The organism is Fundidesulfovibrio butyratiphilus, assembly GCF_054657235.1.
This window is the reverse complement of sequence record NZ_BAAHXA010000001.1, coordinates 1,059,871-1,085,002: the sequence shown is the minus strand read 5'-3', so window position 1 is coordinate 1,085,002 and position 25,132 is coordinate 1,059,871. Positions and strand designations below refer to the sequence as shown.

The following is a 25,132-nucleotide window of genomic DNA, read 5'->3' as shown; positions in this document are numbered from 1 at the left end:
CCGGCGGCCAGAGGAGGCGCCGCCTCCTCTGGACACCTCCGCCGTGGGGAGTCCCTCCCCCCGGACCCCCCGAATTGGGTGCGACGGCGCGACAAGCGTCCGATCTCGCGAGCCCACATCGGGGGGTCCGGGGGCGGCGTCCGCCCCCGGCAGGGGGTTTGGGGGACGGCGTCCCCCTTTTCTTATTTCTTCGCCTTGTACTCTTCGAGAATGCCCAGGTCCTTGTCCCCGCGTCCGGACAGGCAGACCATGACCTGGCTGCCTTTGGGGATGGATGCGGCGTTTTCCAGCACCCAGGCCACGGCATGGGAGCTTTCCAGGGCCGGGATGATGCCCTCGGCCCGGGTCAGGGTGTTGAAGGCGGCCAGGGCCTGGGCGTCGTTCACCGTGGAGTACGCGGCCCGGCCGGACTCCTGCAGGTGGGCGTGTTCCGGGCCCACGCCGGGGTAGTCCAGGCCCGGGGCCACGGAGTGGGACGGTTCGATTTGTCCGTCCTCGGTCTGGAGCAGCATGCTCATGGCCCCGTGCAGCACGCCCGGCGACCCAAGGCTCAGGGGAGCGGAGTGGTGGCATCCGGGTTCGCCGGTGCCGGCGGCCTCCACGCCCACCAGCTTGACCTCGGAGTGGGGCGCGAATTCGGCGAAGGCCCCGATGGCGTTGGACCCGCCGCCCACGCAGGCCACCACGTAGTCGGGCAGGCGTCCGATGCGTTCCAGGAACTGGGCCTTGGCTTCGCGGCTGATCACGGACTGGAACACTTTCACCAGGGTGGGGAAGGGGTGTGGTCCGGCCGCGGTGCCGAAGCAGTAGTGGGTGGTGCGCTGGTCCGCTATCCATCGACGCAGGGCCGCGTTGATGGCATCCTTCAAGGTCCGGGTGCCGGACTCGATGGGCACCACCTCGGCTCCGAGCAGGTGCATGCGACCCACGTTGTGGGCCTGGCGCACCACGTCCGTGGCGCCCATGTAGACCACGCAGTCGAGCCCCAGCACGGCCGCGGCCGTGGCCGTGGCCACGCCGTGCATGCCGGCCCCGGTTTCGGCCAGAAGCACGGATTTGCCCATGTGTTTGCACAAAAGCCCCTGGCCCAGGGCGTTGTTGATTTTGTGCGCCCCGGTGTGGTTCAGGTCTTCGCGCTTGAGCCACAGGTCGAAACCGAGCTTGGCCGACAGGTTGGGGCAGCGGTACAGGGCCGAGGGCCGGCCCACGTAGTCGGCCAGCAGGGCCTGAAATTCGTTCTGGAAGGCGGGACTGGGCACGATGTCGCGCAGGGCGTCCTCGATTTCCAGGAGCGGGGGCATGAGCAGTTCGGGAACGAACATGCCTCCGAACGATCCAAAATATCCTTTCTGCATGGGAGTCGCCTCCGGCGGCCAGGGGGGAACTGTTTATAAAAAGGTTCCCCCTGGACCCCCTTGAAAAATTTTAAGTGAGCTCGATACGTTGCAGTGCGTGACGGACCTTGTCGATGTCCTTGATTCCGGGAGAGGTCTCCAGGCCGGAGTTCATGTCCACGCCGGAGGGCCTGGCCAAGCGCAAGGCCTGGCTCAGGTTGTCCGGGGACAGGCCTCCGGCCAGAATCCAGGGCTTGGGGGCGCAAAGGCCGGCAAGGGCGGCGAAGTCCAGGCTTGTGCCGTGTCCCCCCCCGCTTGCGCCCGCGTCCAAAAGGACCATGGCGCAGACGTCCGCGTAGCCGGACATTTCGGCGTTCAGAAATTCCATGTCCGGGTGGCGGGTCGGCCAGAACACGCGAATCACCCGCTCGGGCCCCACGGCCCGGCAGAATCCCGGAGACTGGCCCCCGTGCAGTTGGGCCAGGTCGAGGTCGGCCTTGTCCATGATGGCGAGCACCTCGCCCACGGTCTGCTCCACGAACACGCCCACCCGCTTGGCCCGGCCCCGGGGCATGGCCGCCGCCTGTTCCGGACTGATTCGGCGCGGGCTTTTGGCCGCGAAGATGAAGCCCAGAAGGTCGACGCCCAGGGCGTCCAGGGCTTCCACCTGATCGGGGCGGGTCATGCCGCAGACCTTCACCAACGTTTTCATGCTTCGTTTCCTTGCCTGTCCGTGTTTCCGAATCTTTTTCGTCCGATTCGCCGAGTCGCTTCAGGATGTCGAGTCGTCGTCCGTTTTCCCGCCCGCAATCGAAGGGGTCCGGGGGGGAATGATCCCCCCCGGCGGGGGCGAGGGGGCGGCGCCCCCTCTTTTCCCCGTCCCCCCCTCATTTCCCCCGCAGCTTGCGCAGGGCCGCACCGGGGTCGCCGCCGCTCATGAGCGAGGTGCCCACGAGCAGGGCGTCGTAGCCGGCGTCGACCAGTCGAGCCACGTCCTCGGGGGTCTTTATGCCGCTGGCGCTGATCCAGATCTGGTCTTCGTCCTTTTCTTCGATCAGGCCAAGCGACACTCCCAGGTCGGTTGTCAGGGTATCCAGGTCGCGGTTGTTCACCTGGATGATCTCGGGTTCGCAGGCCAGGGCCTTGGCCAGGTCGTCCTCGTCAAAGACTTCGACCACGGCGGCGAGGCCCAGCACCTGGGCGAGATCGATCATTTCGTCGAGTTCGTCCTCTTCGAGCATGCGCGCGATCAGCAGCACGGCCGAAGCCGGAGTGGCCGCCGTGGCGATGACCTGCAGGGGATGCAGGATGAAGTCCTTGCGCAGCATGGGCAGTCCCACCGGGCGGATGCGTTCGAGGAAGTCGATGTGCCCCTTGAAGTAAGTCTCCTCGGTCAGCACCGACAGGGCCGCCGCGCCGGCCTGCTTGTAGGCCAGGGCGGCCTGTTCCGGGGATACGCCGAGCTCGATGTCGCCCCTGGAGGGCGAAGCCCGTTTGTATTCGGCGATGATGGCGCCCGGTCCGCTCTCCCAGAGGGCGCGGAGAAAGTCGGGGCGTTCGCCGGCATAGGGCTCGGGGAGCTTGTCGGCCTTGTCCAGGGCCAGCAGGGCTTCTATTTCGGCCGCCTTGGCGGCCCGGAATTTTTCAAGCATGGATCACATCGCTCCAGAAGCTGGCGGCCACGCGGCTTTTGATGGCGTCGCGGGCCTTGTCCACGCCCTGCTGCAGCGAAAGATCGGATTCCAGCAGGTGCAGGCACATGCCCAGGTTGAGGGTCAACATGTCGCGCATGGCTTCGGGGCCGTCGCCTTCGAGCAATTCGAGCATGACGGCGATGGCTTCGTCCTTGCTGGCCACGGCCACGTCGGAAATCTTGTGCCGGGCGATGCCCAGGTCGGCCGGGTCGACGCGCTGGCGGCGCATCCAGCCCTCGCGCACCCAGACCACCTCGGCCGGTCCGAAGGGGGAGAGTTCGTCGAACCCGCCCGCGCCGTGCACCACGGCGGCGTGGCGCACGCCGGTCAGCGCCAGGGCTTCGGCGATGAGCGGCACGAAGCCGGCCGTGGGCACGCCGAGCAGTTGGTGGGTGGGACGGGCGGGGTTCAAAAGCGGTCCCATGAGGTTAAACAGCGTGCGCGCGCCGAGTTCCTTGCGGATGGGCATGATGCGCTTGAAGGCCGGGTGGAACGTGGGGGCGAAAAGAAACACGAAGTTTCGCTTGTCGAGCGCCGTGGCCACGTCGGTCGGCTCCACGGTGAGGGACAAACCCAGGGCCTCCACCACGTCGGCCGAGCCGCAGGTGGAAGACACCGAACGGTTGCCGTGCTTGACCACCTTGTGCCCGAGCGCGGCCAGGTACAGGGCCACGGCCGTGGAGCAGTTGAACGAGCAGGTGTTGTCCCCACCGGTGCCGCAGGTGTCGATGCGGTCGCCGGTCAGGCCGGGACAGAGCCGGGCCTGTTCCAGGGCGGCGCGCACGCCGCAGGCGATTTCCAGGCCGGTCTCGCGTTTGGTCTTGAGACCCATGAGGAAGGCCCCCACGCAGGAGGCCGGCATTTCGCCGGTATACATGGCCCGAAACGACTCCAAGGCCTGTTCCTCGGTCAGGTCTTTGCCGATGGCCAGATATTCCAGAACGTCCATGGAAGACTCCTTTGTCGACGCGCGAATCCCGCGCGAAAGTAGTCGGTTGCGCGCCCGACGGGCGGTTTCTACAGAAGCGTGGACTGCACCACCTTGCCCTTGAGACCGTGCTGGGCCGCGATGGTTTCGGTGAGCTCCAACTGCCACTTTTCCGAAAGCGGCGACACGTAGATGCGGTCCACCAGGCGCGTGGGCTCCACGGGGAGGTAGTAGCCGTAGGCATCCAGGAGTTTTGCGCTGTCCGGGCCGTCGCGGTTGATGTAGAGCGCTCGGAATTCCTTCTCGTGTTCGAAGGGTTTGCGCTTGATCATGGCGAAGTCGAAAATGTCCTTCATGTTCAGGCTTTCGCGTCCCAGGTCCTTGTAGATCACCTTGCCGGCGGTCAGTTCCTCCCCGGCGATGGCGGCCAGGAAGGTGGAGAGCCGAAAGGTGATGGCGATGGAGTGTCCCGCCCCGCCAAAGAGCTTCCACATGGCCTCGGACTCGTGGTCGCTCAGATGCCAGCAGCACACGAAGACCTTGATGCGCTCCGATTTCAGGTAGCGCTGGTGTTCGGCCACCAGGGCGGCCACCTCGGGGCCGGCCCCGGCCAGGGCGCGGGCCGTGGCGTCGGGGGGCAGCAGGCACTCGTAGGGGTCGTCCAGCTTGTCCACCCGGCGGAAGTAGAGGCGACGCATGAGCAAAAAGTCGAGAAACTTCTCGAAGCGCACGTATTTCCACAGGGTGGCCGCGCCGGTGACGTCGGAGGGCGCGAGGTTGCGAAGCTCCAGGGGCATGACCGTGATCCTTCGCTAGAGAACCTTGTCCGGAAAGTTCGCCAGCAGTTTTTTGCCGTCGGGCGTGAGCACGCTTTCGGGGTGAAACTGCACGCCCACCCAGGGGCGGTCGCGGTAGCGCAGGCCCATGACTTCGTTCTGGTCGGTCCAGGCCGTTATCTCCAGACGCTGGGGGGCCTTGTGGGCGCGCACCAGAAGCGAATGGTAGCGGCAGACCTCCATGGGATTGGGCAGCCCCTCGAAGAGCCCGGTCTCGCGGTGGGTCACCAGGCTGGTCTTGCCGTGCATGATGCGCTCGGCCACCTCCACCGGCGCGCCGGCGTAGTGCCCCAGAATCTGGTGGCCCAGGCACACGCCCAGAACCGGAACGGTCTTGGGCAGTTTCGCCACGAACTCCAGGCAGAGCCCGGCGTTCTCCGGCCGGCTGGGGCCCGGGGATATGCACACCATTTCGAGCGCCGGGTCCGCGGCCAGGTCCAGCACTCGGGGGTCGTCGTTTTTGAGCACCAGCGGGTCGCGGCCCAGCTCCTGGAAGTACTGCACCAGGTTGAAGGTGAAGGAGTCGTAATTATCGATGAGTAAAAACATCGCCTTCCTCCTGGCCGGCCACCACTTCGGCGAGCACGCGGGCCTTGTTGTTGACTTCCTTCCATTCCATTTCCGGGTCCGAATCGTAGACGATGCCGGCTCCGGTCTGCCAGGAGAGCATGCCGTCGCGAATCCACATGGTGCGAATGAGAATGCCGGTGTCCAGGTCGACTTGGCCCTTGTCCAGGCCCAGCCAGCCGATGGCCCCGGCGTAGGGGCCGCGCGGCAGACCTTCGAGCCGGGCGATGAGCTCCATGGCCCAGACCTTGGGCGCGCCCGACACCGTGCCGGCCGGAAACACCGAGCCCAGCACGTCGATGGCGTCCAGGCCGTCCTTGAGCTTGGCCGTGACGTAGGAGGTCATGTGCAGGACGTGGGAGAACTTCTCCACCTGCATGAATTTTTCGACCTTCACGCTGCCGGGCTTGGCGATGCGGCCCAGGTCGTTTCGGCCCAGGTCCACGAGCATCACGTGTTCGGCCCGTTCCTTGGGGTCGGCCAGCATGTCCTGGGCCAGGCGTTCGTCCTCGGCCTCGTCGCGGCCCCTGGGCCGTGTGCCGGCGATGGGGGCTGTGGTGAGCACGCCGCCCTGGCAGCGCACGAGAAATTCCGGCGAGCTGCCCACCAGCGTGATGCGGGGCAGGCGCACGAAAAACATGTAGGGGGAGGGATTCACCTGGCGCAGCCTGCGGTAGAGCCCGAAGGGATCGCCGTGGAAGGGCGCGGTGAACCGGTTGGAGGGCACCATCTGGATGCCCTCGCCCACGCTTATGAGCTCCTTGGCCTCGCGCACCATGGCCTTGTAGCGCTCCTCGCCGGGCAGGTGCATGATGCCGCCGATCTCGGGACGCTCCTGCGGGCGCAGCACCACCGAGGGGTCCAGACGCACGCGCATGCCGCCGCCCAGCGACAGCAGGCAGCAGCGGTGGCGCAGGTGGTCGAAGAGCACCGTGTGGCCGGGCAGCACCAGGGTGCATTCGGCCTCTTCGGGCGGAATCACCTTGGCCAGCTTGGGCTCGAACAGGGCGGCCAGGGCGTAGCCGAAATAGCCGTAGAGCCCGCGCGTGATGGGCGGCAGATCGGTGAACCCTTCGGGCGAGACGACCTCGAGGTCGGCCATGAGGGCGCGCAGACCTTCGAGAAAGGGCTTTCCGTCGTGGGCGGTCAGGTCCTTCAGGCGGTCGTCGCGCACGGTGAGTTCGAGCAGACCGTTCTTGCAACAGGCCGTGAGCCTGAAATCCCAGGCCAGGATGGAATAGCGGCCCAGGCGTCCGTCCACTTCGGCGCTTTCGAGGAGGATTCCCGGCCGGTCGCCCACCAGACTCAGGTAGAGGCTGATGGGTGTCTGCACGTCGGCGGGCAGCCATTTGCCTTCCTGGCGCAGTGTGATCATGGGTTTTTCCTTTCGCATTCGCTTGTGCTCCACCAGCGGCTGGCCCGCTCGACCAGCAGCTCGAAGTCGCCGCCGGCGGCCACGTTCAAGTAGTTGCGGTACGAGCGCACCGCCTCAAGGCTGTAGGGGTTGGCTTCGAAAAGGGCCCGAAACAGGCCCGCGTCTTCCAGTATGAGTTTTTTCGACGCCGCCAGACGCCGGTGAAACGACGGCGTGAGGTAGCGCGCGAAATCCGGGTGGGCCTGTTGGGTCGAGAGATAGGCCACGGTTGTGACGAAATTGAGTCCCTGCACGTAGGCCATGGCCCGGTCGTGTTCGTGGGCGTCGGCCGTGAAGGGGGCGAAGCCCAGCCGGGTCAGAAAGGCCGTGATCCGCTTGAACGCCTCGCCCCCCCGACCCGGACACACCGTCACCTTGAGCGGATCGTCCTCGGACGGGGCCGGGCCGAACAGGGGATGCGTGGCCACCACCGGGCCGGGGTGCGCGGCCAGCATTTCTTCGAGAGGCCGCACCTTGACCGAACACACGTCGGCCAGGATGGTTCGCGCCGGCAGCAGCCGGGCCAAGGCGGCGAGCACCTCGGTCACGGCCTGCGCGGGGACGCATAAAAGGGCCATGTCGCAGGCCGCCAGGTCCCTGGCGGCGGTTTCCAGGTCGAAGGGCGCGTCCACGGGCAGGCAGGTCACGTGGACCCGGCGGCAACGCTCCGTGAGCATGGCCCCCATCTTGCCCGTGGACCCGATAAAAGCCACGGTGTCTATGCTGTCCGCGCTCACCGGATGGTCCTCCATACGTCGAAGAAGTCCGGGAAGCTCTTGGAGACGCAGCCCGGGTCGTCGTGAACCGCTTCCACGCCCTTGAGCGTGGCCAACTGGGTGCTCATGGCCAAACGGTGATCGCCGTAGGTGAGAAACTCCACGCGCCTAGGCGGCGGCGCGGACGCCCCGGTCACGCAAATGCCGTCGGCGAAGGTTTCGGCCTTGGCCCCGAGTCTGCGGGCCTCGGCGGCGCAGGCTTCCAGCCGGTCGGACTCCTTGATGCGCAGGTGGGCCACATTGCGGATCACCGTGGTCCCGCCCGAAAGGGCGGCGGTCATCGCCACGGTGGGCACCAGGTCGGGGCACGAGCCCATGTCGAGCTCCACCCCGCGCAGGCCGTGGCCGGACACGGTGACCGCGCCGTCCTCCCAGTCGATCGCGGCGCCCATGCTGGCCAGAATGTCCAGAATGGCCTTGTCGCCCTGCAGGGAGTCGCGGCGCAGGCCTTCCACCCGCACCGGGCGCGGTCCCAGAGCCCCGGCGGCCAGAAAGTACGAGGCGTTGGACCAGTCGCCCTCCACCCGGTAGGTCCGGGCCTTGTAGCGTGCGGGCTTCACGCGAAAGCGCAGGCCGCCCGGGGCGGCGCTGGCCGTGGCGTAGTCGGCCACGACCCAGCCGTCAGATCCCAGCGTCTCCACCACCACGGGCGCGCCGAAATCGGCCATGACCATGAGGGTGAGGGCCACGTACGGCCAGGAGACCACCTTTTTGCCGCCCACGGCCACCAGGCTCTCCGCCCGGGCCAGGGGCGAGGCCAGAAGCAGGCCCGAAAGGTACTGGCTCGACTCTTCCATGGGCACCACGGACTGTCCGCCGGGCAACCCCCGCGCGGTCATGACGAAGGGGGGAAAGCCGGGCTCGCCCTCCCATTCGAAGCTCGCGCCCAGGGTTTCGAGCACGCCGGTCAACTGGCCGATGGGCCGAAGGTGCATGCGCGGCGCGCCATGCACGCGAAAGCGGCCTTCTCCGGCGGCGGCCACCCCTGTGAGCAGGCGGCAGGTGGTGCCGGACTCGTGCACGTCCAGGTCCGCCGGGTCGGCGACGGGACGCACCGTGCCGGCCACCCCGGAGACGGACCAGCCCGCTTCGGTTTTGGTGAAGTTCGCGCCCATCTGGGTCAGGCAGTGCCGGGTGCGGGCCAGGTCCACGGACTCCAGGGCGTGGGTGACGACGGATGTCCCCTCGGCCAGGGCGGCGGCGATGAAGGCCCGGTGCGACACGGACTTGGAGGCCGGGGCGGCGACGGTGGCTGGCGTTGTCATGGCGCTCATCCTTTTTCCACCACGGCCGAGCTGGAGACGTCCAAATGCGGCCCCACGGGGTAGCTGCCCAGAATGCGCAGGCTGAAGAGTTCGGCCCGAAGGTCGGACAGCATGGCCTTGTACTTGTCCTCGGAAATGTCGCACTCCAGGTCGGCGAAGAAGACGTATTTCCACTTTTCGCCTCGCAGGGGGCGCGATTCGAGCTTGGTCAGGTTGATGCCCTCGTCGGCCAGACGGTTGAGCACGGCCGAGAGCGCGCCGGGTTTGTCCGGCAGGCTGAACAGGATGGAGGTCTTGTCCCGGTTGCCCTGCCGGGTCTCCGCCGGTCCGATGACCAGGAAGCGGGTCCAGTTGTCGGGCAGGTCCTCGATGCGGCTGGCCAGCACATTGAGTCCCAGCATTTCGGCCAGCTTCACGTGGCCGATGGCCGCGGCCTTGGCGTTGTAGGCCACGCGCCTGGCGGCGGCCGCCGTGGAGTCCGTGGGGATGACGCGAGCCTGGGGCAGGTGGGCGCGCAGCCATCCGCCGCACTGGGCCAGGGGCTGGGGATGGGAATAGACTTCCTCGATGCGCGACATGTCCGTGCCCTTGGAGAGCAGGGCGTGGCTGATCTTCGAGTAGAGTTCGGCCTGAATGTAGACCTCGTGGCGCAAGAACAGGTCCAGGCTTTGGCCCACGGTGCCCTGCAGGGAGTTTTCCAGCGGAATGACCCCGAGTTCGGCGTCGCGCAGGGCCACGGCTTCGAACACGTCGTCGATGGTCTTCTTGGGGTCGAAATCGGAACTGCGGCCCAGGTAGCTCACGGCCGCGAAGTAGGAAAACGTGCCTTCGGGACCCAGGTAGGCCACCTTCTGGGTGCGCTGGAGCCGGCGCGAGCTGGACAGGATCTCGCGGTAGATGGCCCGCAGGTGTTCGGCAGGGATGGGGCCCGGGTTCAGGCGCGACAGCGAGTCGAGCACTTCCTTTTCGCGGAAGGGTTTGAACACGGGTTCGTCGCTGCCGGCCTTCACCTGGCCCACCCGGATGGAAAGGGCCGCCCGGCGGTTGAGCAGGTCCAGGATTTCCCGGTCCACGGTGTCGATGGCTTCGCGGGTTTCCGTGAGCACGTTGTCGCGGGCCGGGTCGTCGGCTTCGGCTTCAGGGAGTCTGTTGGCGGTTGGGTCGGTCGTCATGTCAGCACTCCTTGATGTCCTCGCAGATGCGCATGCCGAAATGGCGTCCGGCCTGATCCACCTTGCACAAAATTTCGTCGCCCACCTTGAGGCTCACCACGGACACGGGCTCCCCGCCCGGGCGCGTGAGCCGGATGGTCTCGGCGTTTTGCAAAAATATGGTGCCCTCGGCGTCGCCGACCTTGGCCGTGATGGACAGCATCGGCCTGACTTCGGTCTTGATGCGTCCCACCGTGGCCAGGGTGGCCGCGCCGTCGGCCGAGACGATGAGCACCTCGCGACCGCTGCCGAGCTCTTCGAGATAGGCGGTGCGGTCGCCGGGCATCTGGGCGTAGGCGTGCACGGCCCCGGCGTTCACCCGAAAGGGCCTGGCGGCCACGTACGGGTTGGATTCGGTCTCGGCGTGCACGAGAAAGGTGAAAGCGCTCGAATTGCCCACCAGCATGCCCTGGCCCTTCTTGAGGACGCTCATGGTGTCCACGCAGACCCGGTGCCCCAGTCCGGCCGCGGCGATGGCCGTGACCTTTGCGGTCGCCAGGTCCACGGGGTGCTGGGCCAGCTTGACCTGGGCCACGATGGCCTTGAGGTCGCCGGTCCCTTCCGGGGTGACCACGATCCAGTCCACCCCGCGCTCCAGGATTCCGGCGGCCAGCCTGGCCCGGTCGAGGCTGGCCGCTTCCAGACCCAGGCCCTCGGCCTGGGCCAGGATGTTCTCCACGGGGATGATTTCCCACCCTTCGGCCAGCACCACGCGCCGGCCGGCCTTGAGGGAGGCGGTGGCCGTCTCCTCGTCGCCCTTGTCCGCCAGGGTCACGCGCTCCACGTCTTCCAGGGCGAGCACGTCCACCCGCCCGAGCTGCTTGACCGAATCGACATGCCCGGCTTCCACGATCAGGCCGTCCACGCCGGACTCCAGGGCAAGGGTGACCTGGGCCTTGTCGAAGGGGACGGCCTTGAACCATATGGATTTCATGATGTTTTTCCTTTCCTTTACCCTTAGGCTTTCAGCAGTTCCATGGCCTGGTCCACGTCCCAGTTCAGGTGCACCACCCCGTGCAGGGCCTGCACCAGACGCGAGGGCTGGGCGTACTGGAAGATGTTGCGGCCTATGGAAAGTCCGGCCCCGCCGGCCTGCACCGAGTCGTGGGCCATGACCAGAAGGTCGCGCACGTCGGAAAGCTTGGGCCCGCCGGCGATGACCACCGGGATGCAACAGGCCTCGACCACCCGGGCGAAAGTTTCCATGTCGCCGGTGTAGGGCACCTTGACCACGTCGGCGCCCAGCTCCATGCCCACGCGGGCGCAGTGGCCGACCACCTGGGGATCGTATTCGTCGCTGATCTTGGGGCCGCGCGCGTAGACCATGGCCAGCACCGGCATGCCCCATTCGTTGGCCGTGGACGTCACGTGGCCGAAGTCTTCCAGCATGTGGCGTTCAGTGTCGTCGCCCAGGTTGATGTGCAGGCTCACGCCGTCCGCACCGAGCTTGAGCGCGTCTTCGACGGTTCCGACAAGGGTTTTGGCGTTGGGCATGGGGGAGAGGGTGGTGGAGGCGGAGAGGTGGATGATGAGACCGACGTCGCGACCGCGTTTGCGGTGGGAGCAGCGGACCAGGCCTTTGTGCATGAGCACCGCGTTGGCGCCGCCTTCGGCCACCTGGTTGACGGTCTCGCGCATGTCGAGCAGCCCGTCGATGGGGCCCACGGTGACGCCGTGGTCCATGGGAACGATGATGGTGCGGTTGTTGTTGCGATTGAAAATGCGTTCGAGACGTACGGCTTTGCCGATAAGCATGGGAGTTCCCTCCTGGTTTGCGCTTTTGCCGGGATTCTTGGCTGACGGCGGCCGCGCGAAAGAAAACAAAAAAGGGCCGCCGGCTTATGCCAGCGGCCCTCGGTGTGGCGCGTTTAACAACAGTGGTTAAGCTGCACCCCTTCCCGAACCGCTGGCGCGGCTAAACCAAAAATAAAACCAAAAGGAAAAACCAGCGGTGAAGGGTTGCATGGGCAGGTTGCTACGTGGGGGGCGGGGGGCTTGTCAAGGACAAAAATGAAAATATCGGGCGAAAATGTCGGGGGGGCCGGGGCGTTCTTTCAAAAAGCCCCGGCCGTAGGGCGATAGGGAGGCCGGCAACTACTGCCTGGCCGTCACCGGAAAGTCGAAGCTGGTCTTGGGGTAGCGTTCCTTCTTCAGGGTGAAGTGCCACCACTCGTACTCGTAGGGGCTGAAGCCGTTCTTCAGCATGAGTCCGCGCAAAAGCGCCCGGTTGGCCTTGACTTGCGCGCTCACGAGCGGGCTTTGGCTGTGGGAGAGCTCGTCCATGCAGTCGAAGCCGGTGCCCATGTCGATGGAGCGGTCCTTGAACCGGGCGTCGTAATCGGCGAAGCAGGGCACGAGCTTCTGGCCGGGCGTGTAGGCTTGCGGGGCCGGAGCGTTCAGGGGGATGACGGTCAGGTCCACGGTGGAGCCGCGGGTGTGGCTGGACTTCTTGGCCACGTAGCCCAGTTCGAAGAAGTCCTTCTTGTTCACGCGGGGATAGAATTCGTCCTTGGTGGCCTGGTCGTTCATGACCGCGCTCCAGGACACGAAATCATCCACGGCGCGTTGCGGGCGGTAGCAGTCGTACACCATGAGTCCCAGGCCCATGGGCGCGAGTTCGGCCTGAATGTCCTTGAGAGCCTTGGCGGCTTCGGAGCAGAGAATGCATTCCGGGGCTTCGTAGCCGGACACCGGGCGTCCGAGAAAGTTGTGCGAACCCGCGTAGCGCATGTCCTGCGCAATGGTGGGGTCGACATCGCGCAGGTAGACGAATCCCTTGGGCAGGGGATCGGCCAGGGCGGATTGGGCCAGGACCAGGATCGCCGCGAGGGCGGCGAGGATGAGGGAACGGCGCGGCATGAAGGCTCCTTGTTTTTTTGCCTTTTCTAGCCACCCCGGACCGTGCGGTCCAGCGGAAAGCGCGGATCGCCCCGCAAATGCGCAACCGCCCGGAGCCGCGTTTTTTCCGGTTCGCTACCAGCCTGTTGAAACAGTCGATTCGTGCAGCCTGTTCAAAAAACGCGCTGGCAAGGCGCGAGAAAAAGTCAAGCCCGAAGCGGAGTTGGCATCCGTTGAGGGTTTGAACTTTTTGCAGCAACGCAGCCAGCAAGAATTTTTTAACAGGCTGCTACGCCGCGCCATCAATCGAAGGGCGACTTTGGTTCGGCTTTGGGCTCGACGCTCAAGAATCCCGCGCGGGCCTGGCCCACGGGAACCTGGGCCAAACCGCAGAAGCCGGGAGAATCCTCCTCGGACTGCTCGCCCTGCCAGCGCCACATCATGCACTGGGAGCCCTGGCAGAAGCGCATCTTGCCGTCGGGTGTGGCCAGGAGCGGACAGATGCGAAACCGGGCGTCTTTTTGCGCTATGTACATGCTTTCTCCTCCCCTGTTCTTTCGTCTCCGCTCCGGCAACTCCCGGCGCGAAGCGCCCTCGGCTTGACGCCTCCGCAGCGGACTTCGCAAACGTCCGGCGCGAAGCGACACCTGGGGATGCCAAAGGGAATCATCCCTTTTGGCCGCCGGCGGCTCTTCATTCCTTCACTCTTTCTCTTCCCCATCCACCGCCTTCACCGCCAACAAGGTCACGTCGTCGCGGACCGGGCGGCCTTCGCGAAATACGTCCTGCACGCCGAGCAGGGCGTCCAGCAAGGCGTGCGCGCCCAGGTGGGCGTGTTGGCGCAGGGCTTGGCGCACCCGTTCCTTGCCGAACATCTCCCCGGCGGGATTGCGCGCCTCCCACAGCCCGTCGGAAACCACCAGCAACACCTGCCCCGGCGACAGGGGCGGACGGGACACGCATTCGTAGGTGAAGTCCGAGCCGATGCCCAGGGGAGGCCCCTGGCCGGTGAGCTCCTCGAAGTCGTTGGTCGCGGGGTCGTAGACCAGGGCGGGGTCGTGCCCGGCGCGCACGTAGCGCAGGCCCGAGTCGTCCACCTCCAGGTAGAAGAGGGTCATGAATCGACCCGAACCGTGGGTGTCGCGGGTGAGAAACCGGTTGACATCGCCCACCACCTGGGCCGGGTCTCCGGGCTGCTGGGCGCGCAGGCGCAGGTAGGCCCGGGCCGTGGTCATGTACAGGGCCGCGTCCACCCCGTGGCCGGACACGTCGCCAAGCACCAGGGCGGTGACGCCCGGCGTCGCGCGGGCGTTTTCCACGGCGTCGAAGTAGTCGCCTCCGGTTTCCTCGCAGGGTTGGCTCACGGCGGCCACGTCCAGTCCCGGAGGCTGGGGCAGATGCATGGGCAACAACCCGTGTTGCACCTGTTGGGCCAACACCATGGCCTGGCTCAGGCGCACCTTTTCGCGCAGCTCCGGCACCATGAGGTTGAAGGCCCGTCCCAGGGATTCCATTTCGCCTCCGCCGGCCGGGTGCACCTTCACGTCCAGGTCTCCGGCAGCCACGCGCCGCGCGGCCCGGTCCAGTTGGAGAATGGGGCCGCTCAGGCCGCGCGCCACCAGCCAGGCCGCCAGGATGACGGCGGCCAGGGCCAGCCCGGCCATGTAGCCCGTGGCCTGGAGCTGGTCGGCCACGGTGCGGTCGATGAACGCCCGCGAAGCCTGAGCCTCGGCGGTGATTTCCTCCATGGGCAAAACGTAGACCAGGGCCACCTCGTGGACGCCCAGGGGGGCGAAGGCCACCAGTTGTTGCCTCTTGCGGAACAGGGCTTCGAATCGTCCCGGTTCGTGGGATTTCACGGCGGCCAGCAGACGGGCCTGGGCTTCGGGGGAATCCAGGGTGAACCAGTCCGAAGCCGAGTCGGCGGCTGGCGTCTTGGCGCTCACGGACCCGCTTGGGCCTTGCGCGCCGGCTGAGGCCTTCCGACCGGAGGGGGAGGCCTCGACGGGAAGCGCCCGGGCGGGCTCGGCGTTTCCCGGGCCCTGGCTTGTCGTGGCGCCCCCGGGCGGGGGGGCGGTCCCATGATCGGCCGAGGTTGCGGCGGGACCGGCCGAAGTCGCGGCGGGAACAGTCGAGATCGCTGCGGGATCGGTCGAGGTTGCAGCGGGAGCGGCCGAGGTTGCGGCGGGACCGGCCGAGGTTGCGGCGGGTGCGGCCGAGTTCGCGGCCGGAACGGTCGGCTTCACGGTCTGATCCGTGGGCGTCGCGCCAACGGGGGGCCCGGTTTGGCCTTGCGCGGCGGACGCGCTGTCCGGCGCCGGGGGAGCTGGCGCAGGGGACGCGGCGTCCGCGCCGCCACCGCTTGGGGCGCTCACCCCGGACGGGGCGTCGCGCCGGGGAGAGTCCTCCGCGCCGGCGGGGAGCCGTTTGCCTTCCATCGCCGTGGACTGGGCTCCCACCTGTTCGTCCCGGGGGGCGGGGGCCGGTCGCGGCGCAGGGGCGTTCGTCTTGGGGGCGCGGTTCGCGTTCGGGGGGCGGGCCTCGTTGCGGCCGAGCACCAACAGGCCGTCGCCCCGGCTTCCCAGTTTTTCGGGGTAGACCAGGTAGACCGAAACCACCGGCGAGAGCACGGACAAGCCGTTGCGGCGGTTTTTGAGGTCCAGGGCGGCCATGAGGGCCGTCGCGCCGGCGAAGCGTCCCTCGCGGTCGCGCACGGGACAGGACACCGTGAGCGGGACGCGCTCCGCGTCCGGTTCGGGCCGGGGAAGGGACCAGACCGGGCCGGTGGCGTCCTTGAGGAGATTGAGCCAGGAGGGCAGACGGGGGTCGGCGCTCGTCAGGGGGAAAACCCGACCGTCGAGAAGCGCGGTGGCCTGTTTGGCCACGATATCGCCCAGGCCCCGGGACGCGGCCTGATGGGCTCGCTCGATGCCTTCGACGCCGGGCTGGGGCAGGGCTTTTTCCACTTCCAGGGCCTGGAGGCGTACGGTCTGTTCGAGCAGCTCCCCCTCGCGGCGCAACAGCGCGGCCTGTCCCTGGACCTGCACCAGGGTGAGGGCCATGGCTTTTTCCAGAAGCGTCTGGGCCGAGTTGTCGGCCAGGGTGCGGGCCACGTCTTCGAGCACCTGCTGGCCGCGCAGTCGAAGCCCGACCAGAGGCAGCACGGAAAGCGCCAGCAGCAGGCAGAGAAACTTGATGCGCAGGCTCACGGGTCCTCGCGTTCCAGGTATTCGCCCAGAATGACTTTGAGTCCGAAACCGGGAAAGTTCACCCGGAATTTGCCTTCGCCCAGGTCGGCCACCATCTTCCCCCGGCCGAAGATGCGATGCCGGCAGTGTCCCAGACTTTCGGGTCTGGCCGGGCAGGCCCGGGTCCCGTTCTGGGAGCCGAAGGCCGCGAAATCGGGTCCGTCACCCTGACCGGTGGGGCCGGAGGCGGTCCGGGCGCCGTCTCGTCCAAAGGCCGGGGACGCCCCCGGGCTGGTGAGCGCGCCGCTTAGGGTCTCGCGCCGTTCGGTGTAGAGGTCTTTGGGCAGGTCGCGCACCAGCAGGCTGGGCATGGCCGGCTGGCTGGTCCCGCTGCCCCGGTTGTAGACGCTGCCGGGCGTGAACAGACAGAGCACGTCCTTGGCGCGGGTGAGCGCCACGTAGAGCAGGCGGCGTTCCTCCTCCAGGTCTTCGGCCCGGGCCAGGGCGTGGCGCGAGGGAAAGCGTTCGTCCACCAGGTCGATAACCAAAACCGCCGGCCATTCGAGCCCCTTGGCCGAATGCACCGTGGAAAGCACCACCGCGTCGTCGCGCGTTCCCTTGCGTTCTTCCTCGGGATTTTCCAGGGCCAGGTCGGCCAGGAAGGTCTCCAGGTGGGCGTAGGTGGCCGCGATCTGGCAAAGCTGCTCCAGCCCGGCCAGACGGCGGGGATAGTCCTCGGGGTGCACGCGGGTCAGGGTGGGGGTGTAGAACACCGTGACCCGCTCCAGCATGGACGCCGGACCGCCGGGCTCGCCGCGCAAGTCTTCGAGAAAGGCCATGAGGGCGTCCAGGCCCTTGTGTTTTTTTCGCATGGCCGCCAGGCCTTGCTGGTCGCGCTGGCGCACCAGGGCGATGATCTTGTTGGCGGTCTTTTCCCCCACCTTTTCCAAAAGGGTCAGGCAGCGACGCCAGGCCACGGCGTCCGACGGATTGTGCACCACCCGCAGATGGGCCACGGCGTCCTTGATGTGGGCCGCCTCGGAAAAACGCAGGCCGCCGTACTTCTGAAAGGCGACGCCCTCCTTGCTGAGCGCCAGTTCCAGCGGATAGGACATGTATCCGGCCCGAAAGAGCACCGCGATTTCACACGGCATGTACGTGCGCTTGAGCTCGCGAATCTTGTCCACCACCAGCCGGGCCTGGGTCTGGTCGGAATAGGCCTTGATCATTTCGGGCAGGGGGCCGTCGAGGCGTTCGGTGAAGAGCGTCTTGTCGAACTTCTCCTTGGCCTGGGCCAACACCGCGTTGGTCAGGTTGAGGATGGGCTGGGTGGAGCGGTAGTTCTGTTCCAGACGGATGAGGCGCGTGCCGGGAAACACCGTGGGAAAGCTCAGGATGTTCTCCACGTTGGCCCCCCGGAAGGCGTAGATGGACTGGGCGTCGTCGCCCACGGCCATCACGTTGCCCGCTTCGCCGGCCAGAAGCCGCACGAGCCTGGCCTGCACGCGGTTGGTGTCCTGGTATTCGTCCACCATGATGTAGCGATGGTGGGCGCGCAGGGATTCGAGCAGTTGGGGCTCCTCCAGGAGCACGCGCTCCAGGGTGAAGAGCATGTCGTCGTAGTCGAGCAGGCCGTGGTTTTCCTTGTAGGCCTGGTAGGCGCTGGCCAACTCTTCCAGGGCGTCGGCGTAGGGCAGCAGGTGAAAGGCCTCGCGTCCCAGCACTTCGTGCAGGGTTTGTTCCTTGTTGCGGGCCTTGCTGGAGAGTTCGAGCACGTGGCCCTTCTTGGGAAAGCTCTTGTCGCCCTTGCCCAGGGCCAACTCGGCCATGACCTGCCCCATGACGTCCTCGGCGTCGCCCCGGTCCATGATGGTGAGCGCGCCGGGCAACCCGGCGGCCTGGGGATACCGGCGCAGGGTGGCGAAGGAAAAGGCGTGGAATGTGCCCCCGCGCACGCCGCCCAGCCCCATGCCCAGCAGCCTTTCGGCCCGGCCGAGCATTTCGGCCGCGGCCTTGCGGGTGAAGGTCAGGAGCAAAATGGAGCTGGGATGCACGCCGGTGCGCACCAACCGGGCCAGGCGGTGCACAATGGTGCGGGTCTTGCCCGATCCGGCCCCGGCGATGACCAGAACCGGGCCTTCCAAGGTCTCGACGGCCTGGCGCTGGGCCGGATTGAGCAGGGCGTCTTCGTCTCCGGTCGCGGACTCGAAGGGCAAGGAGTCAAGCGGCATGGGCGTCCTCCCCGCGGTCCAGGCCCAGGTGGGCGATCATCTCCCGACCCACGTCGGCCACGGTTTTCGGCCAAGCCATCCTGCCCGTTTCGCAACCGCTCGCCAGGTCGCCCCGAAGGCTGTCGTGGAAAAAGGCGTCGCCCGGCGTGTGGCAGCCGTAGCGGCCGTGGAGCCCGGCCAATTCCTGGCGGTCGAATTTGCCCGTGAGGCTGAAACCCGGACTGGGTTCGCACACGATGTCCGGAGCGTCTGCCAGGCGGGGGCCCTGGTAAATGTCGCGAGAGCGGTGCGCGCGGGTCAGCGGGCGGCGTCCCTCCACCTGCATGGCCGGGAGTTCCCGGCAAAGGTCTTCGGCCAGCCGGTCGGCGTCCGCGCGGTCCAGTATGCCGTCGGGAAAGCGATCCTTGGCGTTCAGGTAGATGCGCCCGGCGTCCAGGGCGAAGGCGGCGGTTTTGTCCGGCCGGATGGCCCGGCTGTCGTTTTCGTCGCAGGCTTCCCGTGCGAGCGCGAGCAGGCCGCGCTCACGCAGCCAAACGTTCAAGTCCACCTCGGCCAGGCAGGTTGTGAAGCCGTGATCGGCCAGGGCCATGAGCCGCTTGGGGCCGGGCAGGGAGTCGAAACGATCCAGCAGGCGGCCGATGACGCGATCCCAGGCTTCCAACAGTTCGGCGAAAGCCTCGTGCAGGGGGTGGTTGGCGTTTTCCACTTCCGGATAGAAAAAGTGAAAGATCCTGTCCGTCTCGGTGAGCACGAAGACGAAAAGATCCCAGTCCAGATCCGGCCAGAAGAGGTCCAGGGCCTTGGACCGGCTGGCCAGCGTGGTGCGGCATTGGTCGATGAGGTAATAGGCGTCGGACGCGCCGCGTGCGGTGTCGGCCTCCAACAGGTAGCCTTCCCCGGCCAGGATGGAGGACAGAAAGCCCGGATGCACCGCGCGGGTGAGTTCCGGGGCCACGAATCCCGCCACCAGCATGCCGGACATGGGCTTGGCCGGGTAGGCGCCGGGGAGGTTGACCACGCGGGCCGAGAGCCCCGCTTCGGCCAGGCGTTCGAAGAGGGTGGGGGCGGTCAGGTCCGAGGAGTCGATCAGCGACTGGGCGTAGGTGGCGTGGTCGAGCTTGGAAAACCCGAATACGCCGTGCCCGCCCGGGCCGACCCCGGTGGAAAAGGAGCCCCAGTTGACCGGAGAGAGGTCGGGCAGTTCGGCCCGGATGGCCTTCGCCCCGGGCGAGAGGGCCAGCCGGGCGAGATTGGGATAGCGGCCGGAGGCGGAGAGTTTTCGAGCCAGGCCCAGGGGCAGGCCGTCGAGCCCCAGGACCACCAGGCGATTTCGGCGAGTGTGCATGGCCCCCCATAGCAGTCCGATGCTCCGGGGCCAAGTCCCGCCGCCTGGCGACCGGAGCGGTTTGGGAGACAATGGCGCGGAGGTCGCGCGGGCTGGGTCTGTTTTTTTGCTCAAGGTTATTTATTTGCTCTTGTCGCCCTGGACAGGGGGGGAACGGTGGTTATCTTGTGAGTACTGGTCAAGGCAAGAAGAGCAACCTCAACGGAGGGAAGTCCATTGGGCCATTTCGCGTCAGCGAGGCCGGGACGTTAGAAGCGAGAATGCGCGGGCCGTTGCGAACGGAAGAGTGGCTCTTCCGACCGCGGCAAACCTCACAGGGGGTAACCCGAAATCAAAACGCTTCGAAAAGTGCTCAGGCCATGATGAGAGGAAACGCCGTAAGGCGGTAACGAAACATGAAAGACATTCCTAGGGAATAGACGTCCCGGCCCCCGTATACGGGTAATATCGCAAAAAACGCGCCCCGCCTCGAAAGAGGCGGGGCGCTCGTTTTTGTGGCGGGCGTTCGGTTGTGTGCACTTCCTCCGCTGTTTTCCCCAGGCGATTGCAACGTAGCCGTCCGTCGCGTCTTCAGGTTCAGGCCTGGTTCAGCCAGGACGCGGCGTCTTCCTGCGACCAGTGGGCATGGGCCTGGAGAAAAGCCAGGTGGTTGACGATGTTTTCGCCGGGTTCGTTCGGGTCGATGCCCAAAAAAACGCGCGGATTGTGGGAGCACATCAGGGAAAAGTTGTCCTGGATCGCGGCGGAGAACATGAAACCGCTCCAGTAATCCACCTCCTGGCAGTTCATGCGCAAGAGCCAGGTATCCGTGCCCCACAGCACCTGGGACCGGCAATCGGGATCAGCCAGGATGGCCGCCAGGCTGGCGAAATAGGCCGTGCCGGTGGACGGGGAAAGGGCCGTGTCGTGATAGGACACGTCGGCGAACACCCGGTCGGGATAGGCCTTCATGAGTTGGAGGATGAGTCCCGTCCAGTGATTCGGATCAAAAACATCGGGGGTGAGGAAGTTCTCCGCCCCGCCGAAGTGGCCGAAACAGATTTTCAGGTCGGGATGGGTGTCCAGAAAGCCGTCGCCCACATCGACCAGGCCCCACAGCGCGGGGTCGCAGTTCCGGGTGGCCGAGTCGTCCTGCTTGAAGCCTCCCCTGTTGCAGTGCATGAGCAGCGGATAGCCGTGCTCGGCGCAAAAGGACAGGATTTCCGTCATGCCTGGCGCGCTTAAATCGTACCCCAGGCTGGGATAGAGCTTCACGCCCACGAATCCGCCTCGGAGCAGGTTGTCCTTGGCCTTCTCCACAAACCCCTCCCGGAAGGGATTGACCGCGTAGAAGGGCAGTATTCTCCCCGGATGGCGGATTATCTGACGTTTCGTGCCTTCCAGCTGGCTTTCGAAAAGCGGATCGCGACCGGTCTGGTGCGCGACGAGAATGTCCATCATGAGGGGGACGAAGGCGACATCCTTATGGAGCTGGTTCATCATGTCGTCAGTCACCTTGTCCATGTCCTTGAGCATGGCCACGTGCAGGGCTTCCCAGAAAACTTTGGCTTTTCCCAGGAGGGTGTTGGTCCAGGCCGAAGAAAAGTCGCCGGGATCGCTGCCCACGGAGTCGAATCCGCCCTGGGTTTTCATGAACCGTTCGAGCCTATGCACGATCTGGGCGGCGAAATCCGATGTCAAACCGGCGTCTTCCAGACGTTTGGCCAGGATGTAGGCCGTGGAGGGGTTGAATATCGACTGCAGATTGAACACGTGGCAATGGCAGTTGAAACGCATGGCTGCCTCCTGGCGCCGGCTTCCGGCCGGCGGCTGGTTTACGGTGAACAGGGTTTTTCGTTCGTCTGTATAGTCGACATGCTTTTGCTGCGCGAAAAATATCCTTCAGGCGAAGGATAAGGCATCGTTTTCGCGAAAAGTCAATGGAAATTACGCGTGCGGTTCGGCCCGTGGCCTAGTTGTTCCGAGTTCCGGACGGGCCGAGGGGGCAGGCCTGGATCCGGTTGGCTCCCGCCGAGCTCTTTCAAGCCGTTGACGCGGGCCGCCCCCCAAGGCTAGGAGAAATGTCCCTTTAGCCCGAGTGGTGGAATTGGTAGACACCAGGGACTTAAAATCCCTTGCTCCGTGAGGGGCGTGCCGGTTCGAGTCCGGCCTCGGGCACCAGGGTTTCAAGGGAGCGTGTGCGACAGGCCGATTTTCCAAAGCGGAAAATCGGCCTGTTTGACTTTTGGCCTTACCTGGAGTCAGTCTCATACAGGGAGGGACTCCATGACCGACGCCGTCTTTGCGCCGTACTGGGGCAAGACCGCCGGGCCGGGCGAGGCCGGCTGGCATCGTCTTGCCTACCATTGTCTCGATGTGGCCGCCGTGGGGCAGGCCTGTCTGGAACGGGGCGGGTTCGCGCGCCTGGTTTCCACGGGCGACCCGGAATTCGACCACAGCGGCCTTGGACCCTGGATCGGCTTTCTGCTCGCCCTGCACGACCTGGGCAAGTTCGCCCGCAGCTTTCAGGAGAAGCGCCCCGATATTTTGGCCGCCCTCGGCCGCGAGGCCACGGGCGGCGCGGGCGGGTTTCGCCACGACGCGCTGGGCGGTGCCTTCTGGAGCGCGCGACGGCGCAAGGCCTTTGCCGGGAAAGGCGGCGCGTGCGCGGCGGCGGCTGCCGAGTTGGACTGGGACGTGCTCGACGCCCTGACCCCGGCTGTGTTCGGCCATCACGGCGCGCCGGTCGGCGCTTATCCGAAACTCATCCTGACGGAGCACTTCACGCCCGGCGACGAGGCTGCGGCCTTGGCCTTCGTGCGGGCGGCCTTCCGCCTTTTCGGCCTGGAAGCGCACCCCTGGCCCTCCCTGGGCGAGGTGGCGGCCAAGCGTCTCTCCTGGGGGCTGGCGGGACTGGCCGTGCTGGCCGACTGGATCGGCTCGGACGCGCGCGCCTTTCCCCTGCGCGACGAGCCCATGGCCCTGGACCGCTATTTTGAGAATCACGCCAGGCCCCAGGCCGAGGCGGCCCTGCGCGCAAGCGGCGTGCCCGCGCCAGGAGCCGCGCCCTGGCGGGGCTTTTCCGGGCTTTATCCGGAAATCGTCCGGCCGAGTCCCCTTCAGGATTTCGTCAGCGCTATGGATCTGGGGCACGGGCCCAGCCTGCACATTCTGGAAGACGTGACCGGCTCGGGCAAGACCGAGGCCGCCCTGGCCCTGGTCCATCGCCTGCTGGACGCGGACCGCGCCGCGAGCGTCTATGTGGGCCTGCCCACCCAGGCCACGGCCAGCGCCATGTACGGCCGCATGCGTCAGGGCTCCCGTCGGCTCTTTGTCCCGGGTTCGACCCCCAGCCTGGTGCTGGCCCATGCCTCGCGCGACATGGACCCCGCCTTTCGCCGGTCGATCGGTTTCGAGGACATTCCGGTCCGTGGGGGCGTGGAGCCCTTTGAGGGGCAGGCCGCCTGCGCCGCGTGGTTGGCCGACAACCGCAAGAAGGCCCTGCTTGCGGCCGTGGGGGTGGGCACGCTGGATCAGGCCCTCCTTGGAGCGCTGCCTGCGCGCCACCAATGCCTGAGGCTCCTGGGCCTTGGGCGCGGCGTGCTGGTGGCCGACGAGGTGCACGCCTACGATCCCTACACCACCAAGCTTGTCGAGGCGCTCCTGAGCTTTCAAGCGGCCTTGGGCGGCAGTGCGGTGCTGCTTTCGGCCACGCTGCCGACCGGGGTCAAGCGGTCCCTGGCCCGGGCTTTTGCCCAAGGACTGGGCGCGCCCATCCCCAGTCTGGGCAGTCCGGACTATCCGTTGGTCACGAGCCTGGACGGCGCGGGCGGCGTGCGGGAGGCGCGCGTGGACTCCCGGGCGGATGTCTCGCGATTTACGCGCGTCGAACGTCTGGCCACGCCGGAAGACGCTTTGCAAACGCTCGCGGCCGCCGCTCGGGCCGGGGCCTGCGCCCTGTACGTGCGCAACACCGTGGACGACGCGGTGGCCGCTCATCGGGCGCTCAGCGGCATGCTGCCCGATAGGGTGGAGCTTTTTCACGCCCGTTTCGCTTTGGGCGATCGCCAGGATGTGGAGGCGCGCATCCTGAAGTCCTTCGGCCGCGACAGCACGCCCGAGCAACGTCAGGGGCGGGTGGTCGTGGCCACCCAGGTGGCCGAGCAGTCCCTGGACGTGGATTTCGATCTGGTGGTGAGCGACCTGGCCCCCATGGAGTGTCTGGTGCAGCGGGCCGGACGCGGCATGCGCCATGCGGGGCGCACCCGGCCCGAGGGCTACGGCGAGTCCCGGCTTCTGGTGGTTTCGCCTGACCCGAACGGCGATATACGCCGGGACTGGTACGCGGCCTTGTTTCCCGTCGGAGCCTTCGTCTATCCTGATCATGCCCGTCTCTGGCTCACGGCGTGCCGGTTGTTCCGGGCCGGAGGGTTCGATCTGTCCCGCGAAGGCCGCGACCTCATGGAAACCGTCTACGGCGACGCGGCCGAGCCCGTGCCCGAGGCCCTGGAGCCCACGCTTCTGGCGGTGGAGGGCGCGCAGTATGCGGAAAAAGCCCTGGCCTGGGACAAGGCCCTGTGTGTGGACGCGGGCTACGGGCCGGACCAGGCGGCCTGGCAGGACGACGAGGCCGCGGTCACCCGCCTGGGTGACGAGCGGGTGACGGTGCGCCTTTTCCGGCTGGAGGGGGGCACGGTGAGGCTTTGGCGGCAGGATGAAAGCCCGGAGACGGCCGCCCGCTTGTCGGATGTGTCGGTGCGTCGTGTTCGTCTGGCCGAGACGGCTGTCCCGGCCGACGCGGGCGTGGCCTGCGCCCTGGCTGATGCCGAGCGGAGCCTGCCTGGCGGCGGTTACGTGCTGGCCGCGCTGCTGGAGCCGGACCCCGAAGCCGGGGAGGAAGACGTCTGGAGCTTTTCAGGCAAAGACAGGGAAGACCGACCGGTGCGGGCATGGTATTCCACACTGCGCGGCCTGGAATGGCGCTTGGGTAACGGCTCGTAAAATTTATCAGAATACAGAGTTCCGGTAGAATGACAAGAGGTGGACTTTGTGTGGAAAGCCATATAGTTACAAGAAGAGTGTTCCCCACGCACGTGGGGATGAACCCGGCACGCACAGTAGGCGGGGCAGTATTTTCCAGTGTTCCCCACGCACGTGGGGATGAACCGCTGGCGCAAATTCAGTTTGACGAGTGGTCGGAGTGTTCCCCACGCACGTGGGGATGAACCGACGGTCACCATCCTGCGCTCCTGCGGCGGTGAGTGTTCCCCACGCACGTGGGGATGAACCGGGAATCCACGCCTCCTCCCCCCTGATTTTTGTGTGTTCCCCACGCACGTGGGGATGAACCGCCCAGCTGGTGCCGGCCGTGGTGGCTCAGCTCGTGTTCCCCACGCACGTGGGGATGAACCGCTGGTGCGCGCTGGACGTGGCCGGCGCGGCATGTGTTCCCCACGCACGTGGGGATGAACCGTAGAAGGCAAATCATGCGGTCCGCCTGGTCGCGGTGTTCCCCACGCACGTGGG

The 25,132-nt window shown here is 66.5% G+C and carries 19 protein-coding genes, 1 tRNA gene and 1 CRISPR repeat array (1 of these 21 cut by a window edge); of the genes, 2 read left to right on the top strand and 18 right to left on the bottom strand.

Annotated features, from left to right (window positions below):
• Nucleotides 1–182: 182 nt before the first annotated feature.
• From trpB to ACYQ01_RS05225, 18 genes are all read right to left on the bottom strand, one after another.
• On the bottom strand, nt 183–1,355 hold the full coding sequence (gene trpB, locus ACYQ01_RS05310; protein ID WP_459932787.1) for a tryptophan synthase subunit beta: 1,173 nt from the start codon (nt 1,353–1,355) through the stop codon (nt 183–185).
• 70 nt (nt 1,356–1,425) lie between these two features.
• Nucleotides 1,426–2,046 (bottom strand): phosphoribosylanthranilate isomerase, encoded by a 621-nt coding sequence (locus ACYQ01_RS05305; protein WP_459932786.1) that lies wholly within the window; start codon nt 2,044–2,046, stop codon nt 1,426–1,428.
• Between the two features lie 175 nt (nt 2,047–2,221).
• A complete protein-coding gene (locus tag ACYQ01_RS05300) occupies nt 2,222–2,986 on the bottom strand; it encodes an indole-3-glycerol-phosphate synthase (RefSeq protein ID WP_459932785.1) in 765 nt (254 codons plus the stop codon).
• Complete coding sequence (trpD, locus tag ACYQ01_RS05295; RefSeq protein WP_459932784.1) at nt 2,979–3,977, bottom strand: anthranilate phosphoribosyltransferase; 999 nt, start codon at nt 3,975–3,977, stop codon at nt 2,979–2,981. The genes ACYQ01_RS05300 and trpD overlap by 8 nt, the downstream gene beginning before the upstream one ends.
• Nucleotides 3,978–4,045: 68 nt before the next feature.
• Nucleotides 4,046–4,753, bottom strand: a complete 708-nt coding sequence (locus ACYQ01_RS05290) for a DUF2971 domain-containing protein (RefSeq protein WP_459932783.1) — start codon at nt 4,751–4,753, stop codon at nt 4,046–4,048.
• 15 nt (nt 4,754–4,768) lie between these two features.
• Nucleotides 4,769–5,341 carry an anthranilate synthase component II gene (locus tag ACYQ01_RS05285; RefSeq protein WP_459932782.1) on the bottom strand — a complete coding sequence of 191 codons (573 nt, stop codon included), beginning with the start codon at nt 5,339–5,341 and terminating at the stop codon, nt 4,769–4,771.
• Nucleotides 5,322–6,734, bottom strand: a complete 1,413-nt coding sequence (locus ACYQ01_RS05280; RefSeq protein WP_459932781.1) for an anthranilate synthase component I family protein — start codon at nt 6,732–6,734, stop codon at nt 5,322–5,324. The genes ACYQ01_RS05285 and ACYQ01_RS05280 overlap by 20 nt, the downstream gene beginning before the upstream one ends.
• The gene (locus ACYQ01_RS05275; protein ID WP_459932780.1) at nt 6,731–7,510 is read right to left on the bottom strand and encodes a prephenate dehydrogenase/arogenate dehydrogenase family protein; all 780 of its coding nucleotides are present in this window, start codon (nt 7,508–7,510) and stop codon (nt 6,731–6,733) included. The genes ACYQ01_RS05280 and ACYQ01_RS05275 overlap by 4 nt, the downstream gene beginning before the upstream one ends.
• Nucleotides 7,507–8,814, bottom strand: coding sequence for a 3-phosphoshikimate 1-carboxyvinyltransferase (aroA, locus tag ACYQ01_RS05270; protein ID WP_459932779.1), 1,308 nt, complete (start codon nt 8,812–8,814; stop codon nt 7,507–7,509). The genes ACYQ01_RS05275 and aroA overlap by 4 nt, the downstream gene beginning before the upstream one ends.
• Nucleotides 8,815–8,819: 5 nt before the next feature.
• Nucleotides 8,820–9,986, bottom strand: coding sequence for a prephenate dehydratase (gene pheA, locus ACYQ01_RS05265; protein WP_459932778.1), 1,167 nt, complete (start codon nt 9,984–9,986; stop codon nt 8,820–8,822).
• A gap of 1 nt (nt 9,987) precedes the next feature.
• On the bottom strand, nt 9,988–10,959 hold the full coding sequence (locus tag ACYQ01_RS05260) for a 3-dehydroquinate synthase II family protein (RefSeq protein ID WP_459932777.1): 972 nt from the start codon (nt 10,957–10,959) through the stop codon (nt 9,988–9,990).
• Nucleotides 10,960–10,982: 23 nt separating this feature from the next.
• A complete protein-coding gene (locus ACYQ01_RS05255; protein WP_459932776.1) occupies nt 10,983–11,780 on the bottom strand; it encodes a 2-amino-3,7-dideoxy-D-threo-hept-6-ulosonate synthase in 798 nt (265 codons plus the stop codon).
• Between the two features lie 339 nt (nt 11,781–12,119).
• Nucleotides 12,120–12,884 carry a M15 family metallopeptidase gene (locus ACYQ01_RS05250; protein ID WP_459932775.1) on the bottom strand — a complete coding sequence of 255 codons (765 nt, stop codon included), beginning with the start codon at nt 12,882–12,884 and terminating at the stop codon, nt 12,120–12,122.
• 281 nt (nt 12,885–13,165) lie between these two features.
• Nucleotides 13,166–13,399: a hypothetical protein gene (locus ACYQ01_RS05245; RefSeq protein ID WP_459932774.1), complete on the bottom strand. Its 234-nt coding sequence runs from the start codon at nt 13,397–13,399 to the stop codon at nt 13,166–13,168.
• Nucleotides 13,400–13,564: 165 nt separating this feature from the next.
• Nucleotides 13,565–16,072 carry a PP2C family protein-serine/threonine phosphatase gene (locus tag ACYQ01_RS05240; protein ID WP_459932773.1) on the bottom strand — a complete coding sequence of 836 codons (2,508 nt, stop codon included), beginning with the start codon at nt 16,070–16,072 and terminating at the stop codon, nt 13,565–13,567.
• Nucleotides 16,069–18,282 carry an ATP-dependent helicase gene (locus ACYQ01_RS05235; protein WP_459932772.1) on the bottom strand — a complete coding sequence of 738 codons (2,214 nt, stop codon included), beginning with the start codon at nt 18,280–18,282 and terminating at the stop codon, nt 16,069–16,071. Before ACYQ01_RS05235 ends, ACYQ01_RS05240 begins: the two co-directional genes overlap by 4 nt.
• The gene (locus ACYQ01_RS05230) at nt 18,272–19,627 is read right to left on the bottom strand and encodes an alkaline phosphatase family protein (protein ID WP_459932771.1); all 1,356 of its coding nucleotides are present in this window, start codon (nt 19,625–19,627) and stop codon (nt 18,272–18,274) included. Before ACYQ01_RS05230 ends, ACYQ01_RS05235 begins: the two co-directional genes overlap by 11 nt.
• A 576-nt stretch (nt 19,628–20,203) precedes the next feature.
• A complete protein-coding gene (locus ACYQ01_RS05225) occupies nt 20,204–21,403 on the bottom strand; it encodes an amidohydrolase family protein (RefSeq protein ID WP_459932770.1) in 1,200 nt (399 codons plus the stop codon).
• Nucleotides 21,404–21,698: 295 nt separating this feature from the next.
• Here ACYQ01_RS05225 and ACYQ01_RS05220 point away from each other — a divergent pair.
• Both ACYQ01_RS05220 and cas3 read left to right on the top strand, forming a co-directional pair.
• Nucleotides 21,699–21,787, top strand: a tRNA-Leu gene (locus tag ACYQ01_RS05220).
• Between the two features lie 105 nt (nt 21,788–21,892).
• Nucleotides 21,893–24,607, top strand: coding sequence for a CRISPR-associated helicase Cas3' (gene cas3 / locus ACYQ01_RS05215; RefSeq protein WP_459932769.1), 2,715 nt, complete (start codon nt 21,893–21,895; stop codon nt 24,605–24,607).
• 77 nt (nt 24,608–24,684) lie between these two features.
• Nucleotides 24,685–25,132: a CRISPR direct-repeat array (repeat unit 29 nt; unit sequence GTGTTCCCCACGCACGTGGGGATGAACCG); it runs 314 nt beyond the window's last position.

Coding starts and splice junctions, on each gene's coding strand:
- ACYQ01_RS05290 (WP_459932783.1), bottom strand. CDS start 4,753: ATGCCCCTGGAGCTTCGCAACCTCGCGCCCTCCGACGTCACCGGCGCG.
- trpD (WP_459932784.1), bottom strand. CDS start 3,977: ATGGACGTTCTGGAATATCTGGCCATCGGCAAAGACCTGACCGAGGAA.
- ACYQ01_RS05245 (WP_459932774.1), bottom strand. CDS start 13,399: ATGTACATAGCGCAAAAAGACGCCCGGTTTCGCATCTGTCCGCTCCTG.
- ACYQ01_RS05250 (WP_459932775.1), bottom strand. CDS start 12,884: ATGCCGCGCCGTTCCCTCATCCTCGCCGCCCTCGCGGCGATCCTGGTC.
- ACYQ01_RS05280 (WP_459932781.1), bottom strand. CDS start 6,734: ATGATCACACTGCGCCAGGAAGGCAAATGGCTGCCCGCCGACGTGCAG.
- ACYQ01_RS05230 (WP_459932771.1), bottom strand. CDS start 19,627: ATGCACACTCGCCGAAATCGCCTGGTGGTCCTGGGGCTCGACGGCCTG.
- pheA (WP_459932778.1), bottom strand. CDS start 9,986: ATGACGACCGACCCAACCGCCAACAGACTCCCTGAAGCCGAAGCCGAC.
- aroA (WP_459932779.1), bottom strand. CDS start 8,814: ATGACAACGCCAGCCACCGTCGCCGCCCCGGCCTCCAAGTCCGTGTCG.
- ACYQ01_RS05285 (WP_459932782.1), bottom strand. CDS start 5,341: ATGTTTTTACTCATCGATAATTACGACTCCTTCACCTTCAACCTGGTG.
- ACYQ01_RS05235 (WP_459932772.1), bottom strand. CDS start 18,282: ATGCCGCTTGACTCCTTGCCCTTCGAGTCCGCGACCGGAGACGAAGAC.
- ACYQ01_RS05255 (WP_459932776.1), bottom strand. CDS start 11,780: ATGCTTATCGGCAAAGCCGTACGTCTCGAACGCATTTTCAATCGCAAC.
- cas3 (WP_459932769.1), top strand. CDS start 21,893: ATGACCGACGCCGTCTTTGCGCCGTACTGGGGCAAGACCGCCGGGCCG.
- ACYQ01_RS05225 (WP_459932770.1), bottom strand. CDS start 21,403: ATGCGTTTCAACTGCCATTGCCACGTGTTCAATCTGCAGTCGATATTC.
- ACYQ01_RS05305 (WP_459932786.1), bottom strand. CDS start 2,046: ATGAAAACGTTGGTGAAGGTCTGCGGCATGACCCGCCCCGATCAGGTG.
- trpB (WP_459932787.1), bottom strand. CDS start 1,355: ATGCAGAAAGGATATTTTGGATCGTTCGGAGGCATGTTCGTTCCCGAA.
- ACYQ01_RS05300 (WP_459932785.1), bottom strand. CDS start 2,986: ATGCTTGAAAAATTCCGGGCCGCCAAGGCGGCCGAAATAGAAGCCCTG.
- ACYQ01_RS05260 (WP_459932777.1), bottom strand. CDS start 10,959: ATGAAATCCATATGGTTCAAGGCCGTCCCCTTCGACAAGGCCCAGGTC.